Genomic DNA, 21,652 nt, shown 5'->3' with positions numbered 1-21,652 from the left:
ATGCCTGCCTTCGGCGTACGGGGGTGGGGGTGGTGGTGCGGGGCAGCACGCTAGCGGGGCGGAACGCGGCGAATCCCCCTTCCCGGACACCGGGCACGCTTCTTATGACGCCCTTAAGGAGGCCATCGGGGGTGATTAAGCCGGGCTCCGGGTCCCCTGCCCCCGCCGGAACGTCGCCGCGCCGTGTCAGCCTCGGGGCAGCCGCGAGGTCAGCCGCCCGGTGAGGGAGCGCGCCTTCAGCCGGGTTCTGCGGCGGCTGCCGCGCCGTGCGCCCCGCCCCGTCCCGTCCTCGCGCAGCGAGAGCCACACCCGCACCTCGGTACCGCCCAGCACCGAACGCCCGATGCGCAGATCACCACCGGTGGACTCGGCGACCCGGCGCACGATGTCGAGCCCGAGCCCGGTCGAACCGGGTCCGCCGTCACCGTGGCCGCGGCGCAGCGCCTCCTCCGGGTCCGCGATCCCCGGCCCCGCGTCGGAGACCAGCACGATCACACTGTCCTCGCCGTTGTGGACGTCCATGGCGAACGCGGTGCCCTCGGGGGTGTGCCGGAAGACGTTGCCGAGCAGCGCGTCGAGGGCGGCGGCGAGTTCGGGGCGGGCGACCGGGACCCGTACGGTGCGGTCCACCCCGGCCAGCCGTACGGTGCGGTCCTGGTCCTCGGCGAGCGCGGACCAGAAGTCCATCCGCTCCCGGATCACCTCGGAGACATCGCAGCCGGAGGGGACCTGGGTCTTCTGCTGCCGCGCGGTGCGGATGATCTGGTCCACCTCGCGCTCCAGCTGGGCGACGGCGGCCCGGGTCTGGTCGGCGGCCGGTCCGTCGCCGAGCGAGGCCGCGTTGAGCCGCAGCACGGTGAGCGGGGTGCGCAGCCGGTGGGAGAGGTCGGCGGCCAGCTCACGCTCCCCGGCCAGCAGCTGGACCACCCGGTCGGCCATGGAGTTGAACGCCACGGCCGCGGAGCGCAGTTCGGCCGGCCCCTCCTCGGGGACCCGCACCCCCAGCTCCCCCTGGCCCAGGTCGTGGGCGGCCCCGGCGAGCCGTTCCGCCGGGCGCACCAGCCGGGTGCCCAGCCGGTCGGCGGTGGCCACGGCACCGACGATGAGGGCGACGCCGACCCCGGCCAGCACCAGCCAGGAGGTGGTGACCCCACTGGTGACCGTGGCGCGCGGCACGAACACCTCCACCACGGCGACCTGAGCGGTGCTCAGCGCGGTGGGCTGGAGCAGGGTGTAGCCACCGGGCACCTCGGAGACCGAGGACCGGCCCAGCTTGCGGGCGGTGGCCACCTCGCTCCGGTCGGCCCGGGTCCTGCCGAGGTCGTACCCGCTGCCGCGGCTGCCCGGCACATCGGGGACGTGGACCGCCATCCGGCCGTCCCCGCCCGCCTGGGTGCTGGCCACGGCGCGCTGGAGCCGGGCCCGTTCGGTGGTGATGGCCAGGGCCGGACCGATCTGGGCGGCCTGCCGTTCGGCGTCCGCGAACGCCCGGTCGCGGGCCAGCTCCTTGACGACGAGGCCGAGCGGTACGGCGAAGGCGACCACGACCATGGCGGTGACGGCCAGGCAGACCTTGACCAGGGCCCATCTCACCGGTGCTCCCGGCGCTCCCGGTACTCCCCGCTCTGCACCGGGGGTTCCAGTTTCACCCCGACACCGCGCAAGGTGTGCAGATAGCGGGGGCGGGCCGCGGTCTCGCCCAGTTTCCGGCGCAGCCAGGACAGATGGACGTCGATGGTCTGGTCGTCGCCGTAGGACTGCTGCCAGACCTCGGCCAGCAGTTCCTTGCGGGGCACCACGACGCCGGGGCGTCCGGCGAGGAAGGCCAGCAGGTCGAACTCGCGCCGGGTGAGGTCGAGTCCGGCCCCGTCCAGGGCGGCCTGACGGCGCATCGGATCGACGGTGAGGCCGCCGACCCGCAGCACCCCCGAGGGCGGGGTCTCCCCGGCGGCGGCGGAGCGGGAACGGCGCAGCACGGCGGACATCCGGGCCGAGAGGTGGGCCACCGAGAAGGGTTTGACGAGGTAGTCGTCGGCACCGTCGTTGAGCAGCCGGACGATCTCCGCCTCGTCGTCCCGCGCGGTCGCCACGATGACCGGGACATCGGTGATCCCGCGCAGCATCTTGAGCGCCTCGGCACCGTCCAGGTCGGGCAGGCCGAGGTCCAGGATGACGACGTCGAATCCGATCTGCGCCACCTCTCGCAGCGCCTCCAGGGCGGTCCCCACGCTGCGGACGGTATGGGACGCCTCGGTCAGCTGCCGGATGAGGGCCGACCGCACGAACTGGTCGTCCTCGACGACGAGCACACTTGCCATGAGCGGCACCGTACGCCATCCGGGTGAGGCAGGATGGGGGAATGCAACGAGGTCTGGTCCAATGCCTGGCGTGGGTGCTGGCCACGGGAGCCGCGGTCGCGCTGTCCTGGTTCGGCGTGCGCACGGTGCTGACCGGCACGGCCTACGATCCGCCGCGCGCGCTCACGATCGCGGACGACGGCCGGTCGGCGGCACAGGAGCGTTCCTCCTCGACCCACCAGCCCGCTCCGCCCCCGGAGTCGGCGGACGCGCGGCCCTCGTCGCCGTCACCCGACCGCTCCCCGAAGCCGCCGTCGCGCGGTACCGGAACGGGTCCCACGGCGCGGCCGACGAAGGAGTCGAAGCCGGAGGCGGGCGGGAACGTCCGCAGCTATCCGGTGCGGGGCGGCCGGGTCGTCTTCGACATCCGTGACTCCTGGGCGGATCTGGTGTCGGCCACCCCGGACAGCGGCTGGCGGATGCAGGTGTGGAAGCAGACGCAGTGGATCCGGGTGGACTTCGTCTCGGGTACGGACACCACCTCGGTCTACTGCACCTGGCACGACGGTCCCCCCAAGGTGCGGGTGGACGAGCCCTGACCGGTGCCACGGCTGCCTTTCGCGGCCTCCGCGTCAGTCGAAGACCTCGGGCGGCGGGGCCGGGGACGGTGCCGCGGTGGCGTCGGTGACGGGGACCGCGCCACCGGTGAAGTCCTGGAGTGGACGGCCGTGTTCGACCCGGGCGGGGTGCGGATCGCTCGCGGCCCGGCGGGTGAGCTCGGCCAGCGGCAGTGCGCGGTCGGCGGCGAGCAGCACCGCGTTCCCGAAGCGGCGGCCGCGCAGCACGGCGGGGTCCGCGGTCAGACACACCTCGGGGAACACCGCGCGGGTGGTGGCGATCTGGGCCCGCAGATGGGCCAGCGGGGGCCCGTCGGCGACATTGGCGGCATAGCTCCCGCCGGGCCGCAGCACCCGCCGCACCTCGCCGAGGAACTCCACACTGGTCAGATGGGCGGGGGTACGGCCACCGCCGAAGACGTCCGCGATGATCAGGTCGGCCCAGCCGTCGGGGATCCTGGCCAGCCCCGCGCGGGCGTCGGTGGAGCGCACCCGTATCCGGTCGCCGGGATCCAGCGGCAGCTCCCGCCGGACGAACTGGACGAGCGGGGCGTCGATCTCGACGACCTGCTGGGTGGAGCGGGGGCGGGTGGCCGCGATGTAACGGGCGAGGGTGAAGGCGCCGCCGCCGAGGTGGACCGCGTGCAGCGGACGGCCGGGCGGCGCGGCGAGATCGGCGATGTGGCCGAACCGGCGCTGGTACTCGAAGCCGAGGCGGGCCGGGTCGTCGAGGTCCACATGTGACTGCGGCTTGCCGTCCAGCAGCAGGGTGAAGGCGCGCGGGTGGTCGCGGTCCGGCACCAGCTCGGCGAGCCCCCCGTCCACGGGTGCCGCGGCCGGCTCCGGGGTGCGTCCCCGGCCCGCTCCGCGCCCGTGCGCCGCTCGCTTGTGTGTGCCTTTCGCCATGGACCCCAGTATGCGTCCGGCCACCGACAGCGGCCGCGGACGGTCACCGGCGCCCAGGAATCACGCCTGGGGGATCAGGCCCGGGAATCACGCCCGGGAATCACCGGGGCGTCGCCGTGCTCACTGGCAGCGGTCGACGGCCTCGATGGTGCGGGCCGCCTCACCGAGCGCCGCGCGCAGTTCCACCGGGTCGGTGGCCACCGTGTACGCGGCGTCCGGCGGCACCAGCCAGCCGGTGCCGATGCCCGGGGGCTCGTCCGGCGCGCGGGGCGGCGGCGCCCCGGTCGCCGGATCACCTCCCGGACCTGAGCCGGGCCCGGCGCTTATCCGGATACCGCGCCCGGAGGTCTGGGTGCAGGCGCTGCCCGGCAGATCCCAGCCGTCCGCGGTACCCGGCGGCACCAGGAAGCCGAGGGTGTCGCAGGCGGTGTCATGCAGGACGGGACCGAGTCCGTCGCACGCGCGGCGCAGGATGTCCACCGCCTCCAGCCCCTGCCGGGCGGGCACGGTGACCAGATCGCAGTCCTGGCGCGGGGGATGGTGATGGTGAGCGGTGCGCGGGGGATGCTGGGCAGTCGTCCGTGAGCGGCTGATGTCCACTCCGGCCTCCCTCTTCATCGGGTTGCAAGGGGTTCAACGCCCGGACGGTGTCAACGGCTACGGCCGAATGCCGCCGTAAAGGATGGCAGTTCATGGCAGATCGTGGGTGACATGTCCTGTTTGCTGGAATTCTCCCAATGGTGGGAATCTCCCAGCCGGTACGGTTCTCCCCCCGCCCACCTGGCAGTACCCAAGGGAGAGGCTGCACATGACGCCGCTTCCAGACCTTCCGCCGCCCCGGCCGAACGACGCGTTCCGGCGGCTGCGGGGCCCGCTCTCCGCCGCCGAGTTCGCGGCCTCCGTGCGCCGCGCCGCCCGGGAGATCGGCGAACAGGTCTCCTGCGACGCCCGCTACATCGGCCGGGTCGAGTCCGGGGCGATCCGCTGCCCCAACTACGCCTACGAGCGCGTCTTCCGCCATATGTTCCCCGGCCGCTCGCTGACCGATCTGGGCTTCGCCTCCCGGGAGTCGGTCCGCGGCCACGGCGCCCGCCACGGCGCGGGCACCGTCCCCGTGCCCGCACCCGGGGCGGGGGCGTCCGTCGACGTCTTCGAGGAGAGCGAACTGCTACGCCGTGCCTTCATGACCAGTGGGGCGGCGGCCGCCGCCGTGGCCGCGACCCCGCTCGTCCCCCCGCCCCGGCGGTCCGGGCGCCGGGTGGGCGAGGCGGAGGCCGCCGCCGTGGAGGAAGCCGTGCGCCGGATCCGGGTCCTGGACGACCGGCACGGCGCGGACACCCTCTACAGCCACACCGCCAAACCGCTGAGCGCCGCCTACGCCCTGCTCGACGCGGGCGGCTACAGCCGCTCGGTCGCCGCGCGGCTCTACGCGGGCGCCGGTGAACTGGCCATCTCGGTGGGCTGGCTGGCCCATGACTCCGGCCGCCTCTCGGACGCCCGCTCGCACTACGCCGAGGCGCTGGCCACCGCGCGGGTCAGCGGTGACGCCGCCCTGGAGGCCCACGCCTTCTGCAACACCGCCTTCCTGGCGCGCGACGCGGGCCGCCCCCGCGAGGCGGTCCGGGCCGCCCAGGCCGCCCAGCGGGTCGCCGAACGGCTCTCCTCGCCGCGGCTGCTGTCCCTGCTGGCGCTGCGCGAGGCGGGTGGCTGGGCCTGGCTCGGCGACCGCGGCGGCTGTGAGACGGCCCTGCTGCGCGCCCAGACCCTGTTCGGCCGCGGCGCCTCGGACGCGGACCCCGAGTGGATGAGCTTCTACGGTGAGGCGGAGCTGGAGGGGCTGGAGGCCCAGTGCTGGTCCGCACTGGGCGACTGGGGGCGCGCCGTCGACCACGCGCGCCGCGCGGTCGCGCTCCAGGACCCCCATTTCACCCGCAACATCGCGCTGTTCACCACCGAGCTGGCGGGCGATCTCGCACAGCAGGGCGCGCCGGACGAGGCCGCCGCCGCGGCGGGCCGCGCCCTGCGGCTGATGGACCAGGTCACCTCGTCCCGGATCCGCCGCATGCTCGACGAGACCGCCCGGCGGCTCCGCCCCCACGGCGGCGAGGTCCCGGTCGCGGACTTCCTCGACCGCTATGAGACGGCCGCCCACCGGGTGTGACATGCCGCACGGGACCCGGAATCGCCGACGCCGGCCCCGGACCGGCCTGCCCGGCACGCCCGGGGCCGGGCACCCGCCCGCGGACGGCACCTGATCCGTCCGTTCCCACCGGACGCGGCGGCGCCCGGTGGTCCCGCCCCCGCCCCTCGCCGGTGGGCGGCTCCTGGAGACCCCGGGGTGCCCGCGACCGCCCGGAACGACGCGACCACCACGACACGACGCGGACCCGGGCCCCGCGCGACGCCACGCCCCCGCCCGCCGGAGGCGGCACCGCGGGCCGTCGGGCGGCCGCGGCCGGGCGGGGGTCGGCTGCGCGCGGCGACAACCGACATCCGGTGGAGCGGGCGGCCACGGCCGGACGGGGGTCAGGCCAGATGACCCGTGTCGTTCCAGCGCTCCAGGGCCGGTTCGCCGTACGCCCAGCCCAGGATCGACAGCGATGTCGGGTCCAGCCGGATCCGGGACGCGAAGGAGATGTCGTAACCGAGCCAGCGCGCGGCCAGGGTGCGCAGGATGTGACCGTGCGCGAAGACCAGCACATCGCGGTCGGCCGCGAGCGCCCACGCCACCACCTGGTCGGCGCGGGCCGCGATCGCCTCGCGCGCCTCGCCCTCCGGGACGCCGTCGCGCCAGATCAGCCAGTCCGGCCGGGACGCCTTGATCTCGGCCGGGGTCAGCCCCTCGTAGGCTCCGTAGTCCCACTCCAGCAGCGCGTCCCACTCCTGGGCCCGGTCCCCGAAGCCCGCCAGCTCACAGGTCTCCCTGGCGCGCGAGAGCGGGCTGGTGCGGACCTCGGCCTCCGGCAGTCCGGCCCACGGCGCGCGGTGCAGCCGCTCACCGAGCAGCTTGGCGCCGCGCCGCCCCTCGTCGAGCAGCGGGATGTCGGTGCGGCCGGTGTGCTTCCCGAGCAGCGACCACTCCGTCTGTCCGTGCCGGGCCAGGAGGATGCGGGGTGGCTGTGTCGCCATGGGGGTGCCTTTCAGCGGTTGGACCACCGCGGCGCGCCGCCGTGCCCCGTCGCACACCGCCGCCCGCGGACCGATGCGAACGCGGGTGCGGACCGCGCACGGTCCGCCGCCCCCCATCATCGCTCACGCGTTCTGGAGGCAACCCGCGGGGCGATCCCGGCGTCTTCCCCTTCGCGCATCTGTCGGCCGGGGGGACCGGCGACGGGCGTCCCCGCCGTCACCGGGGCATTCCGGGGGCGGTGCGCGGGGCGCTCCGCCTACACCGTACGGTTGGCCGAGCGCCTTGTTGTGGTCGCCTGATATTTGGGAGAGCGCCCGGATGCCCCTTACCGCTACCGCGCCCCGTGCCGGGGCATCACAGGGCGGTCGGCCCCGTTGGTGGACCGAACTGCCGCTGATAGCCGTGGTGTACGCCGCGTATTCGGCAGGTCGTCTGCTGGCCCGCGGTGATGTGTCCACGGCGGTGGACCACGGTCTGGCCATCCTCCGCTTCGAACAGCGTTTCCACCTGGACTTCGAGTCGCCGCTGAACGACATCTTCACCGCGCACGCCGCGATCGGCATACCGGCGGACTTCGCCTACGCCTCGCTGCACTACGTGGCGACCCCCGCGGTCCTGGTGTGGATGTGGAAGCGCCGCAAGGCGTCCGACTACCGCTTCCTGCGCACCTGGCTGCTGGTCTCCACGCTCATCGGGCTGATCGGCTTCACCCTGCTGCCCACTTGCCCGCCCCGGCTGCTGGACGGCGGACACGGCTTCGTGGACACCATGGCCCAGTACGGCTCGTACGGCTGGTGGGGCGGTGAGGCGAGCGCGCCGCGCGGGCTCGGCGGGCTGACCAACCAGTACGCGGCGATGCCCAGTCTCCATGTGGGCTGGGCGCTGTGGTGCGGAGTGGCGCTGTGGCGGCACGGCCGCGCCACATGGGCCAAGGCGCTCGCGGTCCTCTACCCGCTGACCATCACGATCGTGGTGATGGGCACCGCCAACCACTACTTCCTGGACGCCGCCGCCGGTGCGGCCGTCATGGGGGTCGGCGCGCTGCTCGCCAAGCCCGCGCTGCGCCTGGCCGACCGGCTGTTCGCCCGGTTCCGCCCGGCCGGGGAGGCCGTTCCGCAGACCGCCCGGCCGGCGGGCGCGGCCACCGGAAACCCCGGTGCGGCCACGAATGTCAGTGACAAGTGCGAGACTGCGGCGCGTGAACGGGAACGGATCCCCCGACAGCAGAGCAGGGGCGCGGACAGGGAACGCAACCACGGCGCGGCAGGAGCCGGTGCCGCGGCCGAGACCGACGACAGCACTGCGGCAGCGGCTCGCTGAGCTGCGCGGTCCGCGGACCGTTCCCCATCCGATGGACGCCCGCGCCCTGGCGGCGCTGGCCGCCAACCCCGGCTGCCGTCGCCGTGCCCTGCTGGACGGCGCCGGGATCGACAAGGGCGCGCTCGCGCGGGCGCTGGGCTCCCCGGCCTCCTTCGGACAGTCCCAGTTCGCGATCCAGCGCGGCCATTCCTTCGAGGCGCGGGTCACCGCCGACCGCGGTGAGGCACTGGTCCGGCTGCTGCACGAGCGGCTGCGGGACGGCTCGCCCGCACCCGCTCCGGGCGGCGTGGACGCCCCCGATCTGACCGCCGCGGGCCCCCAGGGCCGCACCGCGCGGACGGCCCTGGCGCTGCGCGAGGCCACCGCGGCGGGGCGGTGGGCGCTGCTGGACCACCCGATGGTCAGCCTGGACGTGGCGGGCTCCCCCGCCTTCCTGGAGCCGGACGCGATCGTGGTGCACCCCGACGGCTCCTGGTCGGTCGTCGAGATCAAGTCCTTCCCGATGGTCGACGGCTCGGCGGACCCGGCCAAGGTGGGCGCCGCCGCCCGGCAGTCCGCGGTGTACGCGCTGGCCCTGGAGCGGGTCGCGGCGCGGGTCGGCGAGCTCAAGCCGGACGGCGGGGGCACGGCGCGGACCGCCCGGGTGCGCCACCAGGTGCTGCTGGTGTGCCCCAAGGACTTCTCCAACCTGCCGACGGCCGAACTGGTCGATGTGCGCAAGCAGCTGTCCGTCACCCGGCGGCAGCTCACCCGGCTGACCCGGATCGAGGACATCGCCGCCGCCCTCCCCGAGGGCACCACGTTCGACCTGCGGCTGACGGACGACGGCCGTACCGCGACCCGCCCGGTCGACGAGCTGACCGCCGCCGTGGACGCGGTGGACGCGGCCTACGCCCCGGAGTGCCTGGCCGCGTGCGAGCTGGCGGTCCACTGCCGGGCGCGGTCCCGGGGCGCGGGCGCCGTGGAGTCGCTGGGCCGCGGGGTGCGGGGCGAGCTGGGCGGGCTGACCACGGTGGAGGCCGTGCTGGCCGCCGCCCTCGAGACCGACGCCGGGCCCACCGGCGATCCGGCGGTGGACGCCCTGCGCCGGGCGGCGGCCCTGCGCGCCGAGGCGCTCGCCGCGCCCGGGGCGGCGGTATGTCGCTGATCACCACCCTGGCCCGGATGGAAGCCGTCCGGGACGGGCGGGCGCGGCCGGTCGCCACCGTGCGCCACCGCCATCTGTCCGACCGTCCGCTGGCGTTCGTCCCGCTGACCACCGCCGGTGAGGCGGGCGCGCCCCTGGGGGCGCTGGTGGGCACCGACCGGGACGCGCCGCGGCTGCTGGTCGTCCCCCAGCCGCGCAACCGTGACCTGCGGTTCGCCTTCCTCGCCGAGCTGGCCGAGGAGACGCTGCCGTACCTGGACTCCTACGCCGACGCCGTGGAGCTGGAGGAGCGCAAGGAGACCGATCCGGAGACCGGCAAGAAGGTGCCGGTCCAGGTGGAGCTGTGCGCGGACGCCCCGCAGCTGCTGGTGCCCAGCGCGGCGGGCGTGGCCTTCGTCCGGCTGCTGGGCCGCTCGATGCGGTTCCGGCGGACGGCCGACCAGGACCCGGACACGCCCTACCCCGCGCCCGCGCGGGTACCGCTGCTCGGCCGCTGGCTGACGCACTACGGCGAGCGGTCCCGGGTGCCGGGGTCGAGTCTGCTGCTGTCGCTGACCGAGCTGCTGGGCCGCCACTGGGCGACCGGCCAGAGCAATCTGGAGGACCAGCACCTGGGCTCGCTGCTGGCCTGGATCGACCCCCCGGCGGGGGTCACCGGACCGGAGGCCGCGCTGCGGGCGGAGTCCGCGCGGGACGCCGACGGCCAGTTGCTGTGCCCGCCCGCGGGCCCTGCCACCGACCCGGCCTTCGACAACAAGCTGCTGGCCCCGGCCATCGCCCGCTACGACGCGGCGCGCGCGGAGGCCGGCGGTGGCGTGGCCGGGGGCGAGGCCCGGCTGCGGCTCGCAGAGAACGGACTGCGTGAGCTGATCGCGTCCCAGCTGCGGCCCACCTGGGACGCGCTCTGGCACGGTGTGGACCTGCTGCGCGAGCTGCCGCCGGGCGAGCGGGTGGCGGAGCGCTGGAAGCGGGACCGCTGGTCGTTCACCGGCCACCGGGACCGGGTCCGCGCGGGCGAACCGCCGCAGCCCAAGCGGGACGACGCGGTGACCGCGGCGCAGAAGCTGGCCGCGCGGGAGACCGCGCAGGCACAGCTGGAGGCCCAGGAGGCGCTGGACGACCCGCTGGTGATGGCGGGGCGCCGGCTGGCCGGGGAGGCGTTCGCGGGCGAGGTCACCGAGGTGGAGATGGCCTGGTCGGAGGCGAAGGTGCCCCGGCCGCGGCCCCTGGTCACGGTGGTCACCGAGGACCGTCCGCATCTGGCCGAGCAGGTCAAGCTGTACCGGGTGATGGCCGACGGCCGGACGCAGACCGGGGAGTTCGCGGGCGCGCACGCGCCGGGTGCCCTGGTGGTGCGGCTGACCGGCGGGATGGGGCGCGGCAAGACCCCGGAACCGGGTTCGGTGCCCGAGCCGGGTGACCGGACGTGCTGGACGCTGTTCGAGCACGCGCCGCGCGGCGGCCCGGAGCTGCCCGACGCGGAGAGCACCCCGTGGACCCACGGCGGTCCGCCGGAGGCCGTGACGCCCGGCCCCGCGCCCGACCCGGTGACCGAGGAGGACTATCTGTGACCGGCACGGACTGTGTCGACGGTGGCCCGGGGACGGCCGGGGGGTTGCACGGGGACGGGCCGTTCGACCCGTCGGCCGCCGCGGCCCGCGCGACCGACGCGATCCTGCGCGACACCCTGCACGGCGCCCACCGCGGGGTGGTGGTCGACTCCCCGCCCGGCGCGGGCAAGTCGACGCTGGTGGTGCGGGCGGCGCGGGAGCTGGCCGCCGCCGGGCGGCCGCTGATGGTGGTCGCGCAGACCAACGCCCAGGTGGACGATCTGGTGGACCGGCTGGCCACCGCCGATCCGGACCTTCCGGTGGGGCGGCTGCACAGCAGCGATCCGCACCCCTACGACCCGGTGCTCGACGAGCATCCGTCGGTGCGCGCCTCGGCGAAGGTCGCGGATCTCGCCGGGCTGGACGTCGTGGTGTCCACCGCCGCCAAGTGGGCGCACATCAAGAATGTGGAGCCGTGGCGGCACGCGATCGTCGACGAGGCGTACCAGATGCGCTCCGACGCGCTGCTGGCCGTCGCCGGGCTCTTCGAACGGGCGCTGTTCGTCGGTGACCCCGGGCAGCTGGACCCGTTCAGCGTGGTCGGCGCGGACCAGTGGGCGGGGCTGTCGTACGACCCGTCGGCGAGCGCGGTGACCACGCTGCTCGCGCACAACCCGACGCTTCCGCAGCACCGGCTGCCGGTGTCCTGGCGGCTGCCCGCCTCGGCGGCGCCGCTGGTCTCGGACGCCTTCTACCCGTACACCCCGTTCCGCAGCGGTACCGGCCACGGTGAGCGGCGGCTGAGCTTCGGGGTCGCCTCGGACGGCTCGGGGCCGGACCGGGTGCTGGACGAGGCGGCCGTCTCGGGCTGGGGGCTGCTGGAGCTGCCCGCGCGCCGCACCCCGCGCACCGACCCGGAGGCGGTGACGGCCGTCGCCCAGGTGGTGCGGCGGCTGCTGGACCGGGGCGGCGCCTCGGTCAGCGAGCGCTCGGCGGAGCCGGTGCCGCTCACCGCGGACCGGATCGCGGTCGGCACCGCGCACCGGGACCAGGCGGCGGCGGTACGGGCGGCGCTCGGCGGGCTCGGGGTCCGCGGCGTCACCGTCGACACCGCCAACCGCCTCCAAGGGCGTGAGTTCGATGTGACGGTGGTCCTGCACCCGCTGTCCGGGCGGCCGGACGCCACCGCCTTCCACCTGGAGACCGGGCGGCTGTGCGTCCTCGCCTCCCGGCACCGGCACGCCTGTGTGGTGGTCTGCCGTGCGGGGGTGGCCGAGCTGCTGGACGAGCACCCGTCCACCGAGCCGGTCCAGCTGGGCGTCACGGTGAAGTTCCCGGACGGCTGGGAGGCCAACCACGCGGTACTGTCCCATCTCTCCGAGCACCGGGTGCCCTGGCGGCCATAGGCCCTGTCCGGATCCCGACGCCGGACCGCCCGGCCCCTTGACCCGCCCTCCCGGGCCGGCCGGGGGGCGTGCCGGAGCGGTCCGGGGAGGCGCCGATCCACGGCTTCTGCCCGCCGCATGGTTCACGGGGCGGCGGGGTGGGGAGAGAAACCCTGGTCGGCGGCGTACGGCGGGGGCGCTCTTGCCCCGCGCGCGACAATGGAGAGCGGGAAGCACCGCGAACCGACCGTGTCTCACGACCCAGGAGGAGCGATCACATGCCCGAGCCGGATCCGGCTCAAGGCCCGCACGGCGCCGCGCCCCGGCGGCTGAAACCCGCACCGTTGCTCTTCGAGCCGGCGGCCGCCGTCAAGGACGAGGCGCACTTCTTCGACCTGGAGTCCATCGAGGACCCGCGGGAGCTGCTGGCCCGCTCCACCGAGCTGGTACTGGCGTTCCGCGCGGCGACCGACCGTGCCATGGAGTTCCAGGCGATGGCCGCCGCCCAGCTCGCCGACCCGCGGCGGTTCGACCGGCTGACCCCGGCCGTGATCGCCGAGCGGGCGGAGTGGACCGAGGACTACGCGAAGAAGATGGTCGAGTTCGGCCGGGAGCTGATGCGGGGCGGCGACCCGTCGGACTGACGGTTGTGGCATCCGTGGTGAAGGAGGGGTGGCTGATGTGCGGGTTGTGCCCCGCGGTGCGGAGGGGACGTCGGTCCCGGTGCCGCGATCACAAGCCGGGGGCATATGCGGGCGGAAGGTACTCCATCCCGCGCCGCCGTGTCCCGGTTTTGACTCATCCCCCTACGCCGTCCGTACCGACGGTAAAGGTAGAAACATGAGCAGATGGCCTCGGGAAATCCAGCACACCGCCGCGTTCGTCACCCCGGCGGGCGCGGACTGGCTCGCTTCGGCCAGCCACTCCCCCCGCGATGTGCACGCCCTGTGGGCCCGGCATCCGTCCGCGTCCGTGGCCCTGCCCTGCGGTACGGCCTTCGACGTGGTGAGCATGGACGCGCTCTTCGGCCGCCGGGTGGTGAGCCGGTTATGGACGGACGGCCCGGGTACCGGCCCGGTGGCCGCCCAGGGGGGCCGCGTCATGCTCTTCGCCACCCCGGGCGCGGCCCAGCGGCTGCCCGCACTGCTCGGCTGGGAGGAGTGGGGCGCCGCCGCTCCCCCGCTGCTCTGCTACGGCTGGGGCGACGCGGTGACCGTTCCGCCGCTGTTCCCCCCGGAGCCCCCCGCGGCCGAGCCCTCCGGGGACACCGGGGCGGCGCCGTCCCCGCGCTGGCTGGTGGCCCCGGATGTGCGCAACCCCTGGCTGCCCGGTCCCGAGGTGCTGCTGTGGGCATGTGTCCGGGCCGCCCGCGCGGGTGGTGCCGATCTCACCGCCACCACCCCTGTGACCAGCACTCCCGCCGTTTTCCCGGGCTGAGGGATATCGATTTTCACCCAGCCCGACCAGGGTGCTAAGGTCTTCTACGTCAGCAGGCGCCGCTAGCTCAGTTGGTTAGAGCAGCTGACTCTTAATCAGCGGGTCCGGGGTTCGAGTCCCTGGCGGCGCACAGACATGTGTGAGGCCCCTCACTTCGGTGGGGGGCCTTTCGCATGCCCGTTGCGCATGCCCAGGAGCAGCGGCGCGGTCATGACTCATCGGCACGGCGACGGCCGTCCCGGTCGGTGGCGGAACGGTCCGCCCGGCCCCGGTCCGGGTCCGTCAGCCGGGTCACCATGCCCACCGCCTCGTCCGGCCCCGGCATCCCCAGCGCCTCCCGCCGCAGGGTGCGCGCCGCGGCGGCGTACGAGGGCTGCTCCAGCAGCGCGAACAGATGGCGGGCCAGCCGCGCCCCGGCCGCCGCGGACGTCCTCGGCGAACCGTCGAGGTGATCGGCGGGCACCAGCGTCCCGGCGCCCACCCGCGCCAGCCGCGCCCCGTTGAGCTGCTGTTCGAGCCGGGGCGCCACCACCAACTGCGGCACCCCGGCGAGCGTCGCGGCCATCAGGGTCGTACCGCCGCCGGGGTGGAGCACCGCGCCGCAGCCGGGCAGCACCCGGTGCAGCGGTCCGGCGGGCGGCCGCCCCTCGGCGGCACTGCCCACCCGCACCACCTCCACGCCCCGTGACTCGGCCACCCGCAGCGCGGCCCGCACTGCCTCCGGCGGACCCGCGGCGTCGTCCCAGACCGCGCAGACGCGCACCGGCCCGGACCGCATCGGGCGGTACGGAGGACGGCCGGGGGGCACGGGCGCGGCCCGGGGCCGGGGCGGGGCGGGCGACGTCCGGGGCGCCGCGTACGGCGGGTCGGCCGGGAGATCGACGGGGACGAAGCGCACCGGCAGCCGCCGGGACCGCGAGGGCAGCGCCAGGCTCGGGGGACACGGATCCAGCCACAGATCGGGTTCCCGCTCCGGGTCCGCCCCGTAACGGCGCATCAGGCGGGAGTAACCGGGCAGCGGCGGTCCCTCCAGCCGGTGCCGCTCCAGCCGCACCACGGCGGTACTGCCCCAGAGTTGGCCCACCGCGGGCACCCCCAGCGCCGCCGCGGCCACCGTGCCCGCGTAGGCGCTGGCGTCATGCACCACCAGATCGGGCTGCCAGCAGCGGGCGAAGGCCACCAGACCCTGGGCCATCCCCTCGGCGATCCGCACCTGCCGGTCGCCGAACGCCCGCAGCACACCGTGCTGTTCGGGGCTGAGCACGGCGGGCCGCACCGGCCAGTCCGCGGGCCAGTGCCCGGCCGGACGGCGCGCGGCCGCCGCCACCCTGACCGCGGCCGGGGGCAGCGAACCGACCGGGACCGGGACCAGACCGGTCCGGGCGACGGCCGCCGCACAGCCGGACGGCACCGCGAACCGCACCTGGTGACCGGCGGCCAGCAGGGAACGGGCCAGCGGCACCAGGGGAACGAGATGGGCCCCGGAGGCCCAGGTGGTGAAGAGGACGCGCACAGTCTCCTCCGGGATGTCGAGCGAGGCCGGACCGGTCGGTCCGGCGCCGGGTGGCCGCCCGCCGGGTGGGTCTCGGGCCGGATCCGTCAGCGGGCCCCCGCGACCGTGAGCGTCTGGCCGCCGACGGCGGCGTTGGCGGCCGAGCAGAGGAACAGCAGCACCCGGGCGACGTCCTCGGGGGCGCTCGCCTCCCCGGCCGCGGTGGGGCCCGCGCAGACGGCGTTGACCAGGACCCCGTCGACGCCCGCGCCGCCCTCGGTCAGTGCGCGCGCCAGACCGTGCAGCCCGGCCTTCGCCACCCCGTGGAACTCGCCGCCGTGCCCGGCGACGAGCGCGGGGTGCGGGGAGACCAGCGCGATCCGGCCCCAGCCGCGCTTGCGCATCCCGGCGACCGCGCACTGGACGGTACGGATGGCGGGGGTCAGGTTGTCCGCCACGACCGGCAGCCAGTCCTGCTCGCTGACCTCCTCGAAGCGGGCGCCCGCGCCCTGCCGCTCGCCCCACCGCCAGGCGTTGGCCACCAGGACGTCCAGCCCGCCCCAGCGCTCCTCCACGGCCGCCACCACCCAGCGCGGTGAGGCGGAGTCCTCCAGCGCGTACGGCACGGCGAAGGCCCGGCCGCCGGTGGGCCCGGCCAGCTCGGCGGCCAACTCCTCCGCGGCGTCCCGCCGGTGGCGGTAGGCGAGCGCGACCCGGGCGCCCTGATCCGCGAAGGCACGGGCGGCGGCGCGGCCGACGGCGCCCGTGGCACCGGTGACCAGGACGGTGCGCTCCTCCAGACCGAGGTCCATCACGGGCGCTCCACCGCCAGCGGCCCACGGCTCCCGGCGCTCCCCGGGGTTCCCGGACGTCCGGGAGCGGTCGCGCGCTCCAGGGCGGCGGCCCAGGGCGGGCTGACCGCACGGGCGAACGCCCCGCCCCGCTCGGGCACCCCCGCCGCCGCGAGCTGGTCGCGCAGCGAGCGGGCGGTACGCTGCCGGGGCCGCCAGCCCAGCAGCAGCCGGGCCCGGGAGATGTCCACCCGCTGCCAGTCGGGGCCGGGCCCGAACCCGCCGTCCGCGCCGGGGTCCTCCACCAGCGGCACCGGGTACCCGCTGAGCACGATCATCCGCTCGACCAGCCGTCGTACGCCCAGCGCCTGTCCCCCGCCGATGTTGACGACCTGTCCGACCGCGCGCGGTGAGGCGGCCGCCGCCACCGCGGCGGTGGCCACGTCCCGGATGTCCACGAAGTCCCACCGGCCGTCCAGCGAGCCCAGCCGCAGCGCCGCCGGGCGCCGCACCGCCAGATGGTGGGCGACCGTGCCCAGCAGACTGCCGCGCGGCGCCCCGGGGCCGAAGACATGGGCGATCCGCAGCACGGTGCCGTCCACCGCCCCGGCCCGGGTGGCGTCCAGCACCGTACGGGCGCCCAGCAGCTTGCTCCGGCCGTAGCCGCTGACCGGTGAGGGGGGCAGGTCCTCGGTGACGCTCACGCCCCGGCAGACCGGTCCGTACTCCTCGACGGTGCCCAGGTGGACCAGCCGGGGGCGGCGCTCCAGCGCGGCGGTGGCCTCCACCAGGACGTCCACCAGCCGGGAGTTGACCGCGGCGAGCGGCGGCTCCCCGGCGCCGCCCCCGGTCCGGCCCGCCGCGTTGACCACCACATCGGCGCCGGCCGCGGCGAGCAGTCCGGCCAGGGCGTCGGCCGGGGCGCGGGTCAGGTCCAGCCGGAGGTGGTCCGGGGGCCCGGCGGGGCCGTCGGGCGGGCCGCCGCGGGAGACGGTCAGCACCCGGGCGCCCGCGTCCTGGAAGGCCCGGCACACCTGGCGGCCCAGGGCGCCGGTGCCGCCGAGCACCACGACCGACAGTCCGGCTGCGTGTGACACCATCGGCGCTCCTCTGTGTTCTCGCTGGGGACGCCCATGGTCGCCGCCGTGACTCGAGCCCGCCTCGACCCGTACCCGGTGACGGCCCGCCATCGTCCGGGCGGGAGCGGTGCGGTCAGCCGGAGGGGTGCTGGAAGGCTGCCCGGTAGCTGTGCGGGCTGGTGCCGACCACCCGCTTGAAGCGGTCGCGGAACGCGGTCGGCGATCCGAAGCCGACCTGCCCGGCGATCCGCTCCACCGGATGGCCGGTGGACTCCAGCAGGTACTGCGCCTGCCGGATCCGGGCCCGGTGCAGCCACTGGAGCGGACTGGTACCGGTGTGCTGCCGGAAGCGGCGGTTGAGGGTACGGGTGCTCATCCCGACATGCGCGGCGATCTCGGCGAGGGTGAGCTCACGTCCGGCGTTCTCCTCCATCCACCGCAGCACCGGCTCCAGTTGGGAGCCCCGCGGCACCGGCGGATGGTCGTGGACGATGAACTGGGCCTGGCCGCCCTCGCGTTCCAGCGGCATCACGGCCTGACGGGCGGTGTCGGCAGCCACGGCCGAACCGTGGTCCCGCCGGATGATGTGCAGACACAGGTCGAGTCCGGCCGCCGCGCCCGCGGAGGTGAGGAACTGGCCGTTGTCGACGTAGAGCACTCCGGGGTCCACCTCCACCCGGGGATGGAGCTCGGCCAGCAGCGCCGCGGCCTGCCAGTGGGTGGTGGCCCGGTGGCCGTCGAGCAGTCCGGTGGCGGCCAGGACGAACGCGCCGGAGCAGATCGAGGCGAGGCGGGCGCCACGGGCGGCCGCGCGCCGCAGCGCGTCGGTCACCTCGTCCGGGACGGGGACCCGGGGGTCGCTCACCCCGGGCAGCACGATGGTGTCCGCGTCGGCCAGCGCCTCCAGTCCGTACGGCGCCCGGAGGGTGAACAGCCCGGCGTCCACCGACGGCGCGGGGGCACAGACCCGGACCCGGTAGGGCGCCCGGCCGTCGGGCAGCCGGGTGCGGGAGAACGCCTCGATCGGCGTGGCCAGATCGAAGGGGATCAGCTGGTCCAGCGCCAGGACGGCAACGGTGTGCATGCGGCCACCCTAGGTCGGCCCTGGCCGGAATCGGAGGGGGCAGCTGATTCCGGCCAGCAGCCAGCGGCCGGCGCGCTCCCGCTACGCCCAGCCGCAGGCCCGGTCATCGGTGATCCGGATCGATGGATTGCCGTAGGCGACGCGCTGGAGTGCCCGGCGGTAGAGCGGCGTATGGCGCAGTGCGCGCGCAAGCCGGGGGCGTACGCGGGTGGCGTACGTGCCTTGGGCGTGCATCACCCGGTTGTGGAGGCTCTGGCGGCGCATGACGGCCGTGATGTCCGGCCCGCGGCGCCGCTCGAAGGCGGCGAGCCGGGCCGCGCCGGTGTCCCCGGCGGCCAGCGCCGCGGTCAGCACCGGATGCAGCACCACGGCGTCCTGGACGGCCAGATGAACGCCCTGGGCGCCGAGGAGGCCGTGGGTGTGGGCGGCGTCGCCGATGAGCACGAGACCGTCGTCGACCCATCGCTCGGCACGTGCGGAGAAGACGTCCACCACGGTGAGGTCCTCCGGTGCGCGGAGCTGATCGAGGATCGGCCCGCGGTACTCCGGGACGGCCCGCGCCAGCCGCTCGGCGACCGGTTCCAGACCGGAGGCGGTCAGCGCGCCGCCGTGGCCGGGCGGCAGGGTCCAGCCGAGCTGGATCCGGTCGGGCCAGCCGCCGTGGACGAGCACCGGGCCGGCCGGGGTGCGCACCACGCGGACCTCGTCCGGCGGCGGCGCCCCGCCGGACGACGTCCGCAGCGAGCACCACAGCACGGCCTGGCCGAGGGGTCCGGTACGGCCCGCCCCGATGCCCGCGAGCCGCCGGATCCGCGAGAGGCGGCCGTCGGCGCCGACGACGACCCGGGCGCGCACCGCGCAGCGCCCCGACGGTCCGTCGGCGACGACCCCGGCGATCCGTCCCTCGCGCCGCAGCAGCCCTCCGGCCCGCCGCCCGGGCAGATAGCGGAAGTGTGGTGACCTGCGGCAGTGGGCGAGCAGTTCATCGAGCAGATGGGGGCGCGGAACGGTCAACAGGTGGTCGTACGGGGGCGGGAGCAGTCGGTAGTCCGCCTCCATCAGCACCCGGTCACCGTCCAGGAGGCGGAACCGGTCCAGTTCACGGGCGCCGCGCTCCCGCGCGCCGCTGAGCACCCCGAGCGCGTCCAGCAGCGCCAGCGCGCCCGGTTGGAGGATGTCGCCCCGGAACTCCCGCTGATGGGCACGGAGTCGCTCCAGGACGACCACGCCCAGGCCGGAACGCAGCATCAGCAGGGCCAGCACCAGCCCGGCCGGGCCGCCGCCGACCACACACACATCGGTGTCGATCTCGCGCACTCCCCCACCTCCTCGTGGTCGGCGGAACGGCACCGGGGCCGTGGACGGGCCTAGTCGTCGAGCAGCGCCACCGCCCGGGTCGGCTGCGCCCCCGGCCCCGCGCCCCGCGCGGGCAGACAGACGACCCGGAAGCCGGTGGGCGGCAGGATGTCCAGCCGGGCCAGCCGCTCGATCCTGCGGCAGGCGTGACGGCGGCCCGCGAACAGCGCGGGCCACAGCACCGAGCGGTCGCCGGTGGCGTGGTAACGGCGGATCATCGCACGGAAGGGCGCGTCGAGGCTGAACGCGTCGGTGCCGATGACCCGCACCCCGAGGGCGAGCAGCCGGTCGGTGGCCGGTCCGTCCAGCCCGGTGAAGTCGGTGAAGTAGCGCGGGGTTCCGGCCAGACCGGAGGCGCCGGTGCGCAGCAGGACCACGTCCCGGGGGCGGGGGCGACAGCCGAGCCGGGCCAGCGCCCGGTCGATGTCCGCGACCCCGGCGGTGCGGGTCGGCGGGGCCACGGCGCTGAGGTCCAGCACATGGGCCGGGCGGGGAGCCCATCGCGTGGCCGCCCCGGGGTCCGGCTCCGGCGCGCGGCCGTCCTCGGGTGTGGTCAGGTCGATGACGCGCAAGGCGCCCCCTCGGCTGGTGCGTTGGACGGCGGGAGAAGCACTACGGCTCCGCTTGCCCGCGCGGGGGGATCGGGCAGCGGAGCCGTAGCGGACCCGGCTGAAGGGCGGCGCCGGGCGTTTCGGGGGGAGGGCTCTCCGGACGGGGGACGGGTGGCGCGCGGGGAGACTGCTGACGGTGTACGCGGACGGAGCGCTCGGCGGGGCGGGGTGTGGGCTCCCCCGGGTCAGGCGGCGAACAGATCGAGCACCGGGCGCCGCCACTGGGCGTCCGCGTCCAGATCGAGGGCGGGGTCGGAGGCGAGCACCGCCTGCTGGAGCTTCTGCAGCCGCGGTGACGGCTCCAGCCCGAGGTCCTCCACCAGCCGGGCCCGCAGCCCCTGGTAGACCTCCAGCGCCTGCCAGGGACGGCCGGCCCGGTAGAGGGCGGCCATGCACTGGGCGTGCAGCCCCTCGTGCAACGGATGACGAGCAGTCAGTTCGGTGAGTTCGGTAAGTAGTTCGGCATGGCGGCCGAGCCGCAGATCGGCCTCGATCCGGCGCTCCAGGACACCGAGGCGGCTCTCCTCCAGCCGGGCCAGCTCGATCTCCAGGACCGGTCCGACCCGCACGTCCACCAGCGCCGGGCCGCGCCAGACCGCGAGGGCCTCGCGCAGCAGCAGGGACGCCTCCACGTCGTCCCCGGCGTCCAGCGCGTCACGGCCCGCGGCCACCAGCCGGTCGTACTCATGGATGTCCACCGCGCCCGGCTGGGCCTCCAGCACATAGCCCCCGTACCGGGTGGCCAGTACGTTCTTCGAGGCGTTCGGGGCCTGCGGTCCGTAGGCGGCGGCCAGTCTCCGGCGGAGCTGGAGGATATAGGTCTGCAGGGTGGTCAGTGCGCTGCGCGGCATCTGTGTGCCCCAGATTTCCTCCATAAGAGTGGGCACCGGCAGCATGTGGTTGGCGTAGACGGAAAGCAGTGCGAGGATCTGCCGCGGTTTGCCCGCTGTGGGCACGATCGACTGACCGCACGCTTCGACGCTCAGTGGCCCCAACACCTTGATGTCCATGGTCCTGTACCTCCGTCAACGGTCCGTCAAGTGCCTCTTGTGCCGCGCGGCCCAGCCACCGAGGCACCTAAGAGACTCGCGTGCGGAGGTCGTCTCCGGCCAGTGCCGGAATACCGAACCCCATATGAGTTCTGGGGTGCAAAACCATGATAAATTCATACCTTGGCGACAAGATAGGTAGTGACCTGCATGTGGCCGCGACGCGGCCCCTCCGCGGGGAACTGCCCCTCTCATCCGAGGAGAGCGCGATGATCGACGCGCCCGCTTTCACATCCCCCTCCAGCACCGCCGAGTTGGCGTCCGTCGCGGCGGTGACCGCGCGGGCCGGATCGCTCCCGGTCTTCCAGGACGACCTGGTCATCGAGGAACTGACCGACGCCTCGCGGGGAGTTGTCGCACCACGCGCCTGCATCTGCATCTGCACCGCCGGAGACTGACCG

At 75.3% G+C, this 21,652-nt stretch carries 21 protein-coding genes and 1 tRNA gene; 10 read left to right on the top strand and 12 right to left on the bottom strand.

Annotated features, from left to right (window positions below; all coding sequences use genetic code 11):
* Nucleotides 1–186 precede the first annotated feature (186 nt).
* A complete protein-coding gene (locus AC07FT_RS15510; protein WP_479176655.1) occupies nucleotides 187–1,593 on the bottom strand; it encodes a HAMP domain-containing sensor histidine kinase in 1,407 nt (468 codons plus the stop codon).
* On the bottom strand, nucleotides 1,590–2,318 hold the full coding sequence (locus AC07FT_RS15505) for a response regulator transcription factor (RefSeq protein WP_479176654.1): 729 nt from the start codon (nucleotides 2,316–2,318) through the stop codon (nucleotides 1,590–1,592). The genes AC07FT_RS15510 and AC07FT_RS15505 overlap by 4 nt, the downstream gene beginning before the upstream one ends.
* A gap of 41 nt (nucleotides 2,319–2,359) precedes the next feature.
* Here AC07FT_RS15505 and AC07FT_RS15500 point away from each other — a divergent pair, with 41 nt between their 5' ends.
* On the top strand, nucleotides 2,360–2,896 hold the full coding sequence (locus AC07FT_RS15500) for a hypothetical protein (protein ID WP_479176653.1): 537 nt from the start codon (nucleotides 2,360–2,362) through the stop codon (nucleotides 2,894–2,896).
* A gap of 33 nt (nucleotides 2,897–2,929) precedes the next feature.
* Here AC07FT_RS15500 and AC07FT_RS15495 read toward each other — a convergent pair whose 3' ends face one another.
* Nucleotides 2,930–3,820 (bottom strand): spermidine synthase, encoded by an 891-nt coding sequence (locus tag AC07FT_RS15495; protein ID WP_479176652.1) that lies wholly within the window; start codon nucleotides 3,818–3,820, stop codon nucleotides 2,930–2,932.
* Between the two features lie 120 nt (nucleotides 3,821–3,940).
* Nucleotides 3,941–4,438 (bottom strand): hypothetical protein, encoded by a 498-nt coding sequence (locus AC07FT_RS15490; protein WP_479176651.1) that lies wholly within the window; start codon nucleotides 4,436–4,438, stop codon nucleotides 3,941–3,943.
* A 190-nt stretch (nucleotides 4,439–4,628) separates the two neighbouring features.
* Between AC07FT_RS15490 and AC07FT_RS15485 the strand changes: the two genes are divergently transcribed.
* Entirely contained in the window at nucleotides 4,629–5,981 is a 1,353-nt protein-coding gene (locus AC07FT_RS15485; protein WP_479176650.1) for a tetratricopeptide repeat protein, read from the top strand.
* 365 nt (nucleotides 5,982–6,346) lie between these two features.
* Here the strand turns inward: AC07FT_RS15485 and AC07FT_RS15480 are convergent, their stop codons facing one another.
* Entirely contained in the window at nucleotides 6,347–6,949 is a 603-nt protein-coding gene (locus AC07FT_RS15480; protein ID WP_432012364.1) for a histidine phosphatase family protein, read from the bottom strand.
* A 319-nt stretch (nucleotides 6,950–7,268) separates the two neighbouring features.
* On the opposite strand from AC07FT_RS15480, the gene AC07FT_RS15475 reads away from it, so the two are divergent.
* The 7 genes from AC07FT_RS15475 (at nucleotide 7,269) to AC07FT_RS15445 (ending at nucleotide 13,919) form a co-directional block, all read left to right on the top strand.
* Entirely contained in the window at nucleotides 7,269–8,270 is a 1,002-nt protein-coding gene (locus AC07FT_RS15475) for a phosphatase PAP2 family protein (protein ID WP_471204205.1), read from the top strand.
* A 31-nt stretch (nucleotides 8,271–8,301) separates the two neighbouring features.
* Nucleotides 8,302–9,417 (top strand): hypothetical protein, encoded by a 1,116-nt coding sequence (locus AC07FT_RS15470; protein ID WP_479176801.1) that lies wholly within the window; start codon nucleotides 8,302–8,304, stop codon nucleotides 9,415–9,417.
* Nucleotides 9,408–10,988: a hypothetical protein gene (locus AC07FT_RS15465; protein ID WP_479176649.1), complete on the top strand. Its 1,581-nt coding sequence runs from the start codon at nucleotides 9,408–9,410 to the stop codon at nucleotides 10,986–10,988. Before AC07FT_RS15470 ends, AC07FT_RS15465 begins: the two co-directional genes overlap by 10 nt.
* A gap of 44 nt (nucleotides 10,989–11,032) precedes the next feature.
* Nucleotides 11,033–12,373 (top strand): AAA family ATPase, encoded by a 1,341-nt coding sequence (locus AC07FT_RS15460; RefSeq protein ID WP_479176800.1) that lies wholly within the window; start codon nucleotides 11,033–11,035, stop codon nucleotides 12,371–12,373.
* Between the two features lie 257 nt (nucleotides 12,374–12,630).
* On the top strand, nucleotides 12,631–12,996 hold the full coding sequence (locus AC07FT_RS15455) for a hypothetical protein (RefSeq protein ID WP_254740761.1): 366 nt from the start codon (nucleotides 12,631–12,633) through the stop codon (nucleotides 12,994–12,996).
* Nucleotides 12,997–13,192: 196 nt separating this feature from the next.
* On the top strand, nucleotides 13,193–13,789 hold the full coding sequence (locus AC07FT_RS15450) for a bifunctional DNA primase/polymerase (RefSeq protein WP_479176648.1): 597 nt from the start codon (nucleotides 13,193–13,195) through the stop codon (nucleotides 13,787–13,789).
* 56 nt (nucleotides 13,790–13,845) lie between these two features.
* A tRNA-Lys gene (locus AC07FT_RS15445) sits at nucleotides 13,846–13,919 on the top strand.
* A gap of 78 nt (nucleotides 13,920–13,997) precedes the next feature.
* On the opposite strand, the gene AC07FT_RS15440 is transcribed toward AC07FT_RS15445, so the two are convergent.
* The 7 genes from AC07FT_RS15440 to AC07FT_RS15410 all read right to left on the bottom strand — a co-directional run bounded on the left by AC07FT_RS15440 (nucleotide 13,998) and on the right by AC07FT_RS15410 (nucleotide 21,212).
* The gene (locus tag AC07FT_RS15440) at nucleotides 13,998–15,302 is read right to left on the bottom strand and encodes a nucleotide disphospho-sugar-binding domain-containing protein (RefSeq protein WP_479176647.1); all 1,305 of its coding nucleotides are present in this window, start codon (nucleotides 15,300–15,302) and stop codon (nucleotides 13,998–14,000) included.
* 86 nt (nucleotides 15,303–15,388) lie between these two features.
* Entirely contained in the window at nucleotides 15,389–16,093 is a 705-nt protein-coding gene (locus AC07FT_RS15435) for an SDR family NAD(P)-dependent oxidoreductase (RefSeq protein ID WP_479176646.1), read from the bottom strand.
* Entirely contained in the window at nucleotides 16,093–17,172 is a 1,080-nt protein-coding gene (locus AC07FT_RS15430; RefSeq protein WP_479176645.1) for an NAD-dependent epimerase/dehydratase family protein, read from the bottom strand. The genes AC07FT_RS15435 and AC07FT_RS15430 overlap by 1 nt, the downstream gene beginning before the upstream one ends.
* 112 nt (nucleotides 17,173–17,284) lie before the next feature.
* Nucleotides 17,285–18,235: a GlxA family transcriptional regulator gene (locus tag AC07FT_RS15425; protein WP_479176644.1), complete on the bottom strand. Its 951-nt coding sequence runs from the start codon at nucleotides 18,233–18,235 to the stop codon at nucleotides 17,285–17,287.
* 81 nt (nucleotides 18,236–18,316) lie between these two features.
* Nucleotides 18,317–19,552 (bottom strand): FAD-dependent monooxygenase, encoded by a 1,236-nt coding sequence (locus AC07FT_RS15420; protein ID WP_479176643.1) that lies wholly within the window; start codon nucleotides 19,550–19,552, stop codon nucleotides 18,317–18,319.
* A 50-nt stretch (nucleotides 19,553–19,602) separates the two neighbouring features.
* On the bottom strand, nucleotides 19,603–20,163 hold the full coding sequence (locus tag AC07FT_RS15415; RefSeq protein ID WP_308358454.1) for a cyclase family protein: 561 nt from the start codon (nucleotides 20,161–20,163) through the stop codon (nucleotides 19,603–19,605).
* Nucleotides 20,164–20,387: 224 nt separating this feature from the next.
* On the bottom strand, nucleotides 20,388–21,212 hold the full coding sequence (locus AC07FT_RS15410; protein ID WP_432012374.1) for an AfsR/SARP family transcriptional regulator: 825 nt from the start codon (nucleotides 21,210–21,212) through the stop codon (nucleotides 20,388–20,390).
* A 248-nt stretch (nucleotides 21,213–21,460) separates the two neighbouring features.
* On the opposite strand from AC07FT_RS15410, the gene AC07FT_RS15405 reads away from it, so the two are divergent.
* Nucleotides 21,461–21,649, top strand: a complete 189-nt coding sequence (locus AC07FT_RS15405; RefSeq protein WP_471204225.1) for a hypothetical protein — start codon at nucleotides 21,461–21,463, stop codon at nucleotides 21,647–21,649.
* Nucleotides 21,650–21,652: the final 3 nt, after the last annotated feature.

Source organism: Streptomyces sp. NPDC045899, assembly GCF_056431485.1.
This window is presented reverse-complemented; position numbering and strand designations above follow the sequence as displayed.

Excerpts from the sequence above, each read along its gene's own strand:
- AC07FT_RS15410 (WP_432012374.1), bottom strand. The coding sequence starts at position 21,212 with ATGGACATCAAGGTGTTGGGGCCACTGAGCGTCGAAGCGTGCGGTCAG.
- AC07FT_RS15405 (WP_471204225.1), top strand. The coding sequence starts at position 21,461 with ATGATCGACGCGCCCGCTTTCACATCCCCCTCCAGCACCGCCGAGTTG.
- AC07FT_RS15450 (WP_479176648.1), top strand. The coding sequence starts at position 13,193 with ATGAGCAGATGGCCTCGGGAAATCCAGCACACCGCCGCGTTCGTCACC.
- AC07FT_RS15430 (WP_479176645.1), bottom strand. The coding sequence starts at position 17,172 with ATGGTGTCACACGCAGCCGGACTGTCGGTCGTGGTGCTCGGCGGCACC.
- AC07FT_RS15470 (WP_479176801.1), top strand. The coding sequence starts at position 8,302 with ATGGACGCCCGCGCCCTGGCGGCGCTGGCCGCCAACCCCGGCTGCCGT.
- AC07FT_RS15425 (WP_479176644.1), bottom strand. The coding sequence starts at position 18,235 with ATGCACACCGTTGCCGTCCTGGCGCTGGACCAGCTGATCCCCTTCGAT.
- AC07FT_RS15485 (WP_479176650.1), top strand. The coding sequence starts at position 4,629 with ATGACGCCGCTTCCAGACCTTCCGCCGCCCCGGCCGAACGACGCGTTC.
- AC07FT_RS15455 (WP_254740761.1), top strand. The coding sequence starts at position 12,631 with ATGCCCGAGCCGGATCCGGCTCAAGGCCCGCACGGCGCCGCGCCCCGG.
- AC07FT_RS15495 (WP_479176652.1), bottom strand. The coding sequence starts at position 3,820 with ATGGCGAAAGGCACACACAAGCGAGCGGCGCACGGGCGCGGAGCGGGC.
- AC07FT_RS15480 (WP_432012364.1), bottom strand. The coding sequence starts at position 6,949 with ATGGCGACACAGCCACCCCGCATCCTCCTGGCCCGGCACGGACAGACG.
- AC07FT_RS15435 (WP_479176646.1), bottom strand. The coding sequence starts at position 16,093 with ATGGACCTCGGTCTGGAGGAGCGCACCGTCCTGGTCACCGGTGCCACG.
- AC07FT_RS15505 (WP_479176654.1), bottom strand. The coding sequence starts at position 2,318 with ATGGCAAGTGTGCTCGTCGTCGAGGACGACCAGTTCGTGCGGTCGGCC.
- AC07FT_RS15475 (WP_471204205.1), top strand. The coding sequence starts at position 7,269 with ATGCCCCTTACCGCTACCGCGCCCCGTGCCGGGGCATCACAGGGCGGT.
- AC07FT_RS15500 (WP_479176653.1), top strand. The coding sequence starts at position 2,360 with ATGCAACGAGGTCTGGTCCAATGCCTGGCGTGGGTGCTGGCCACGGGA.
- AC07FT_RS15465 (WP_479176649.1), top strand. The coding sequence starts at position 9,408 with ATGTCGCTGATCACCACCCTGGCCCGGATGGAAGCCGTCCGGGACGGG.
- AC07FT_RS15490 (WP_479176651.1), bottom strand. The coding sequence starts at position 4,438 with ATGAAGAGGGAGGCCGGAGTGGACATCAGCCGCTCACGGACGACTGCC.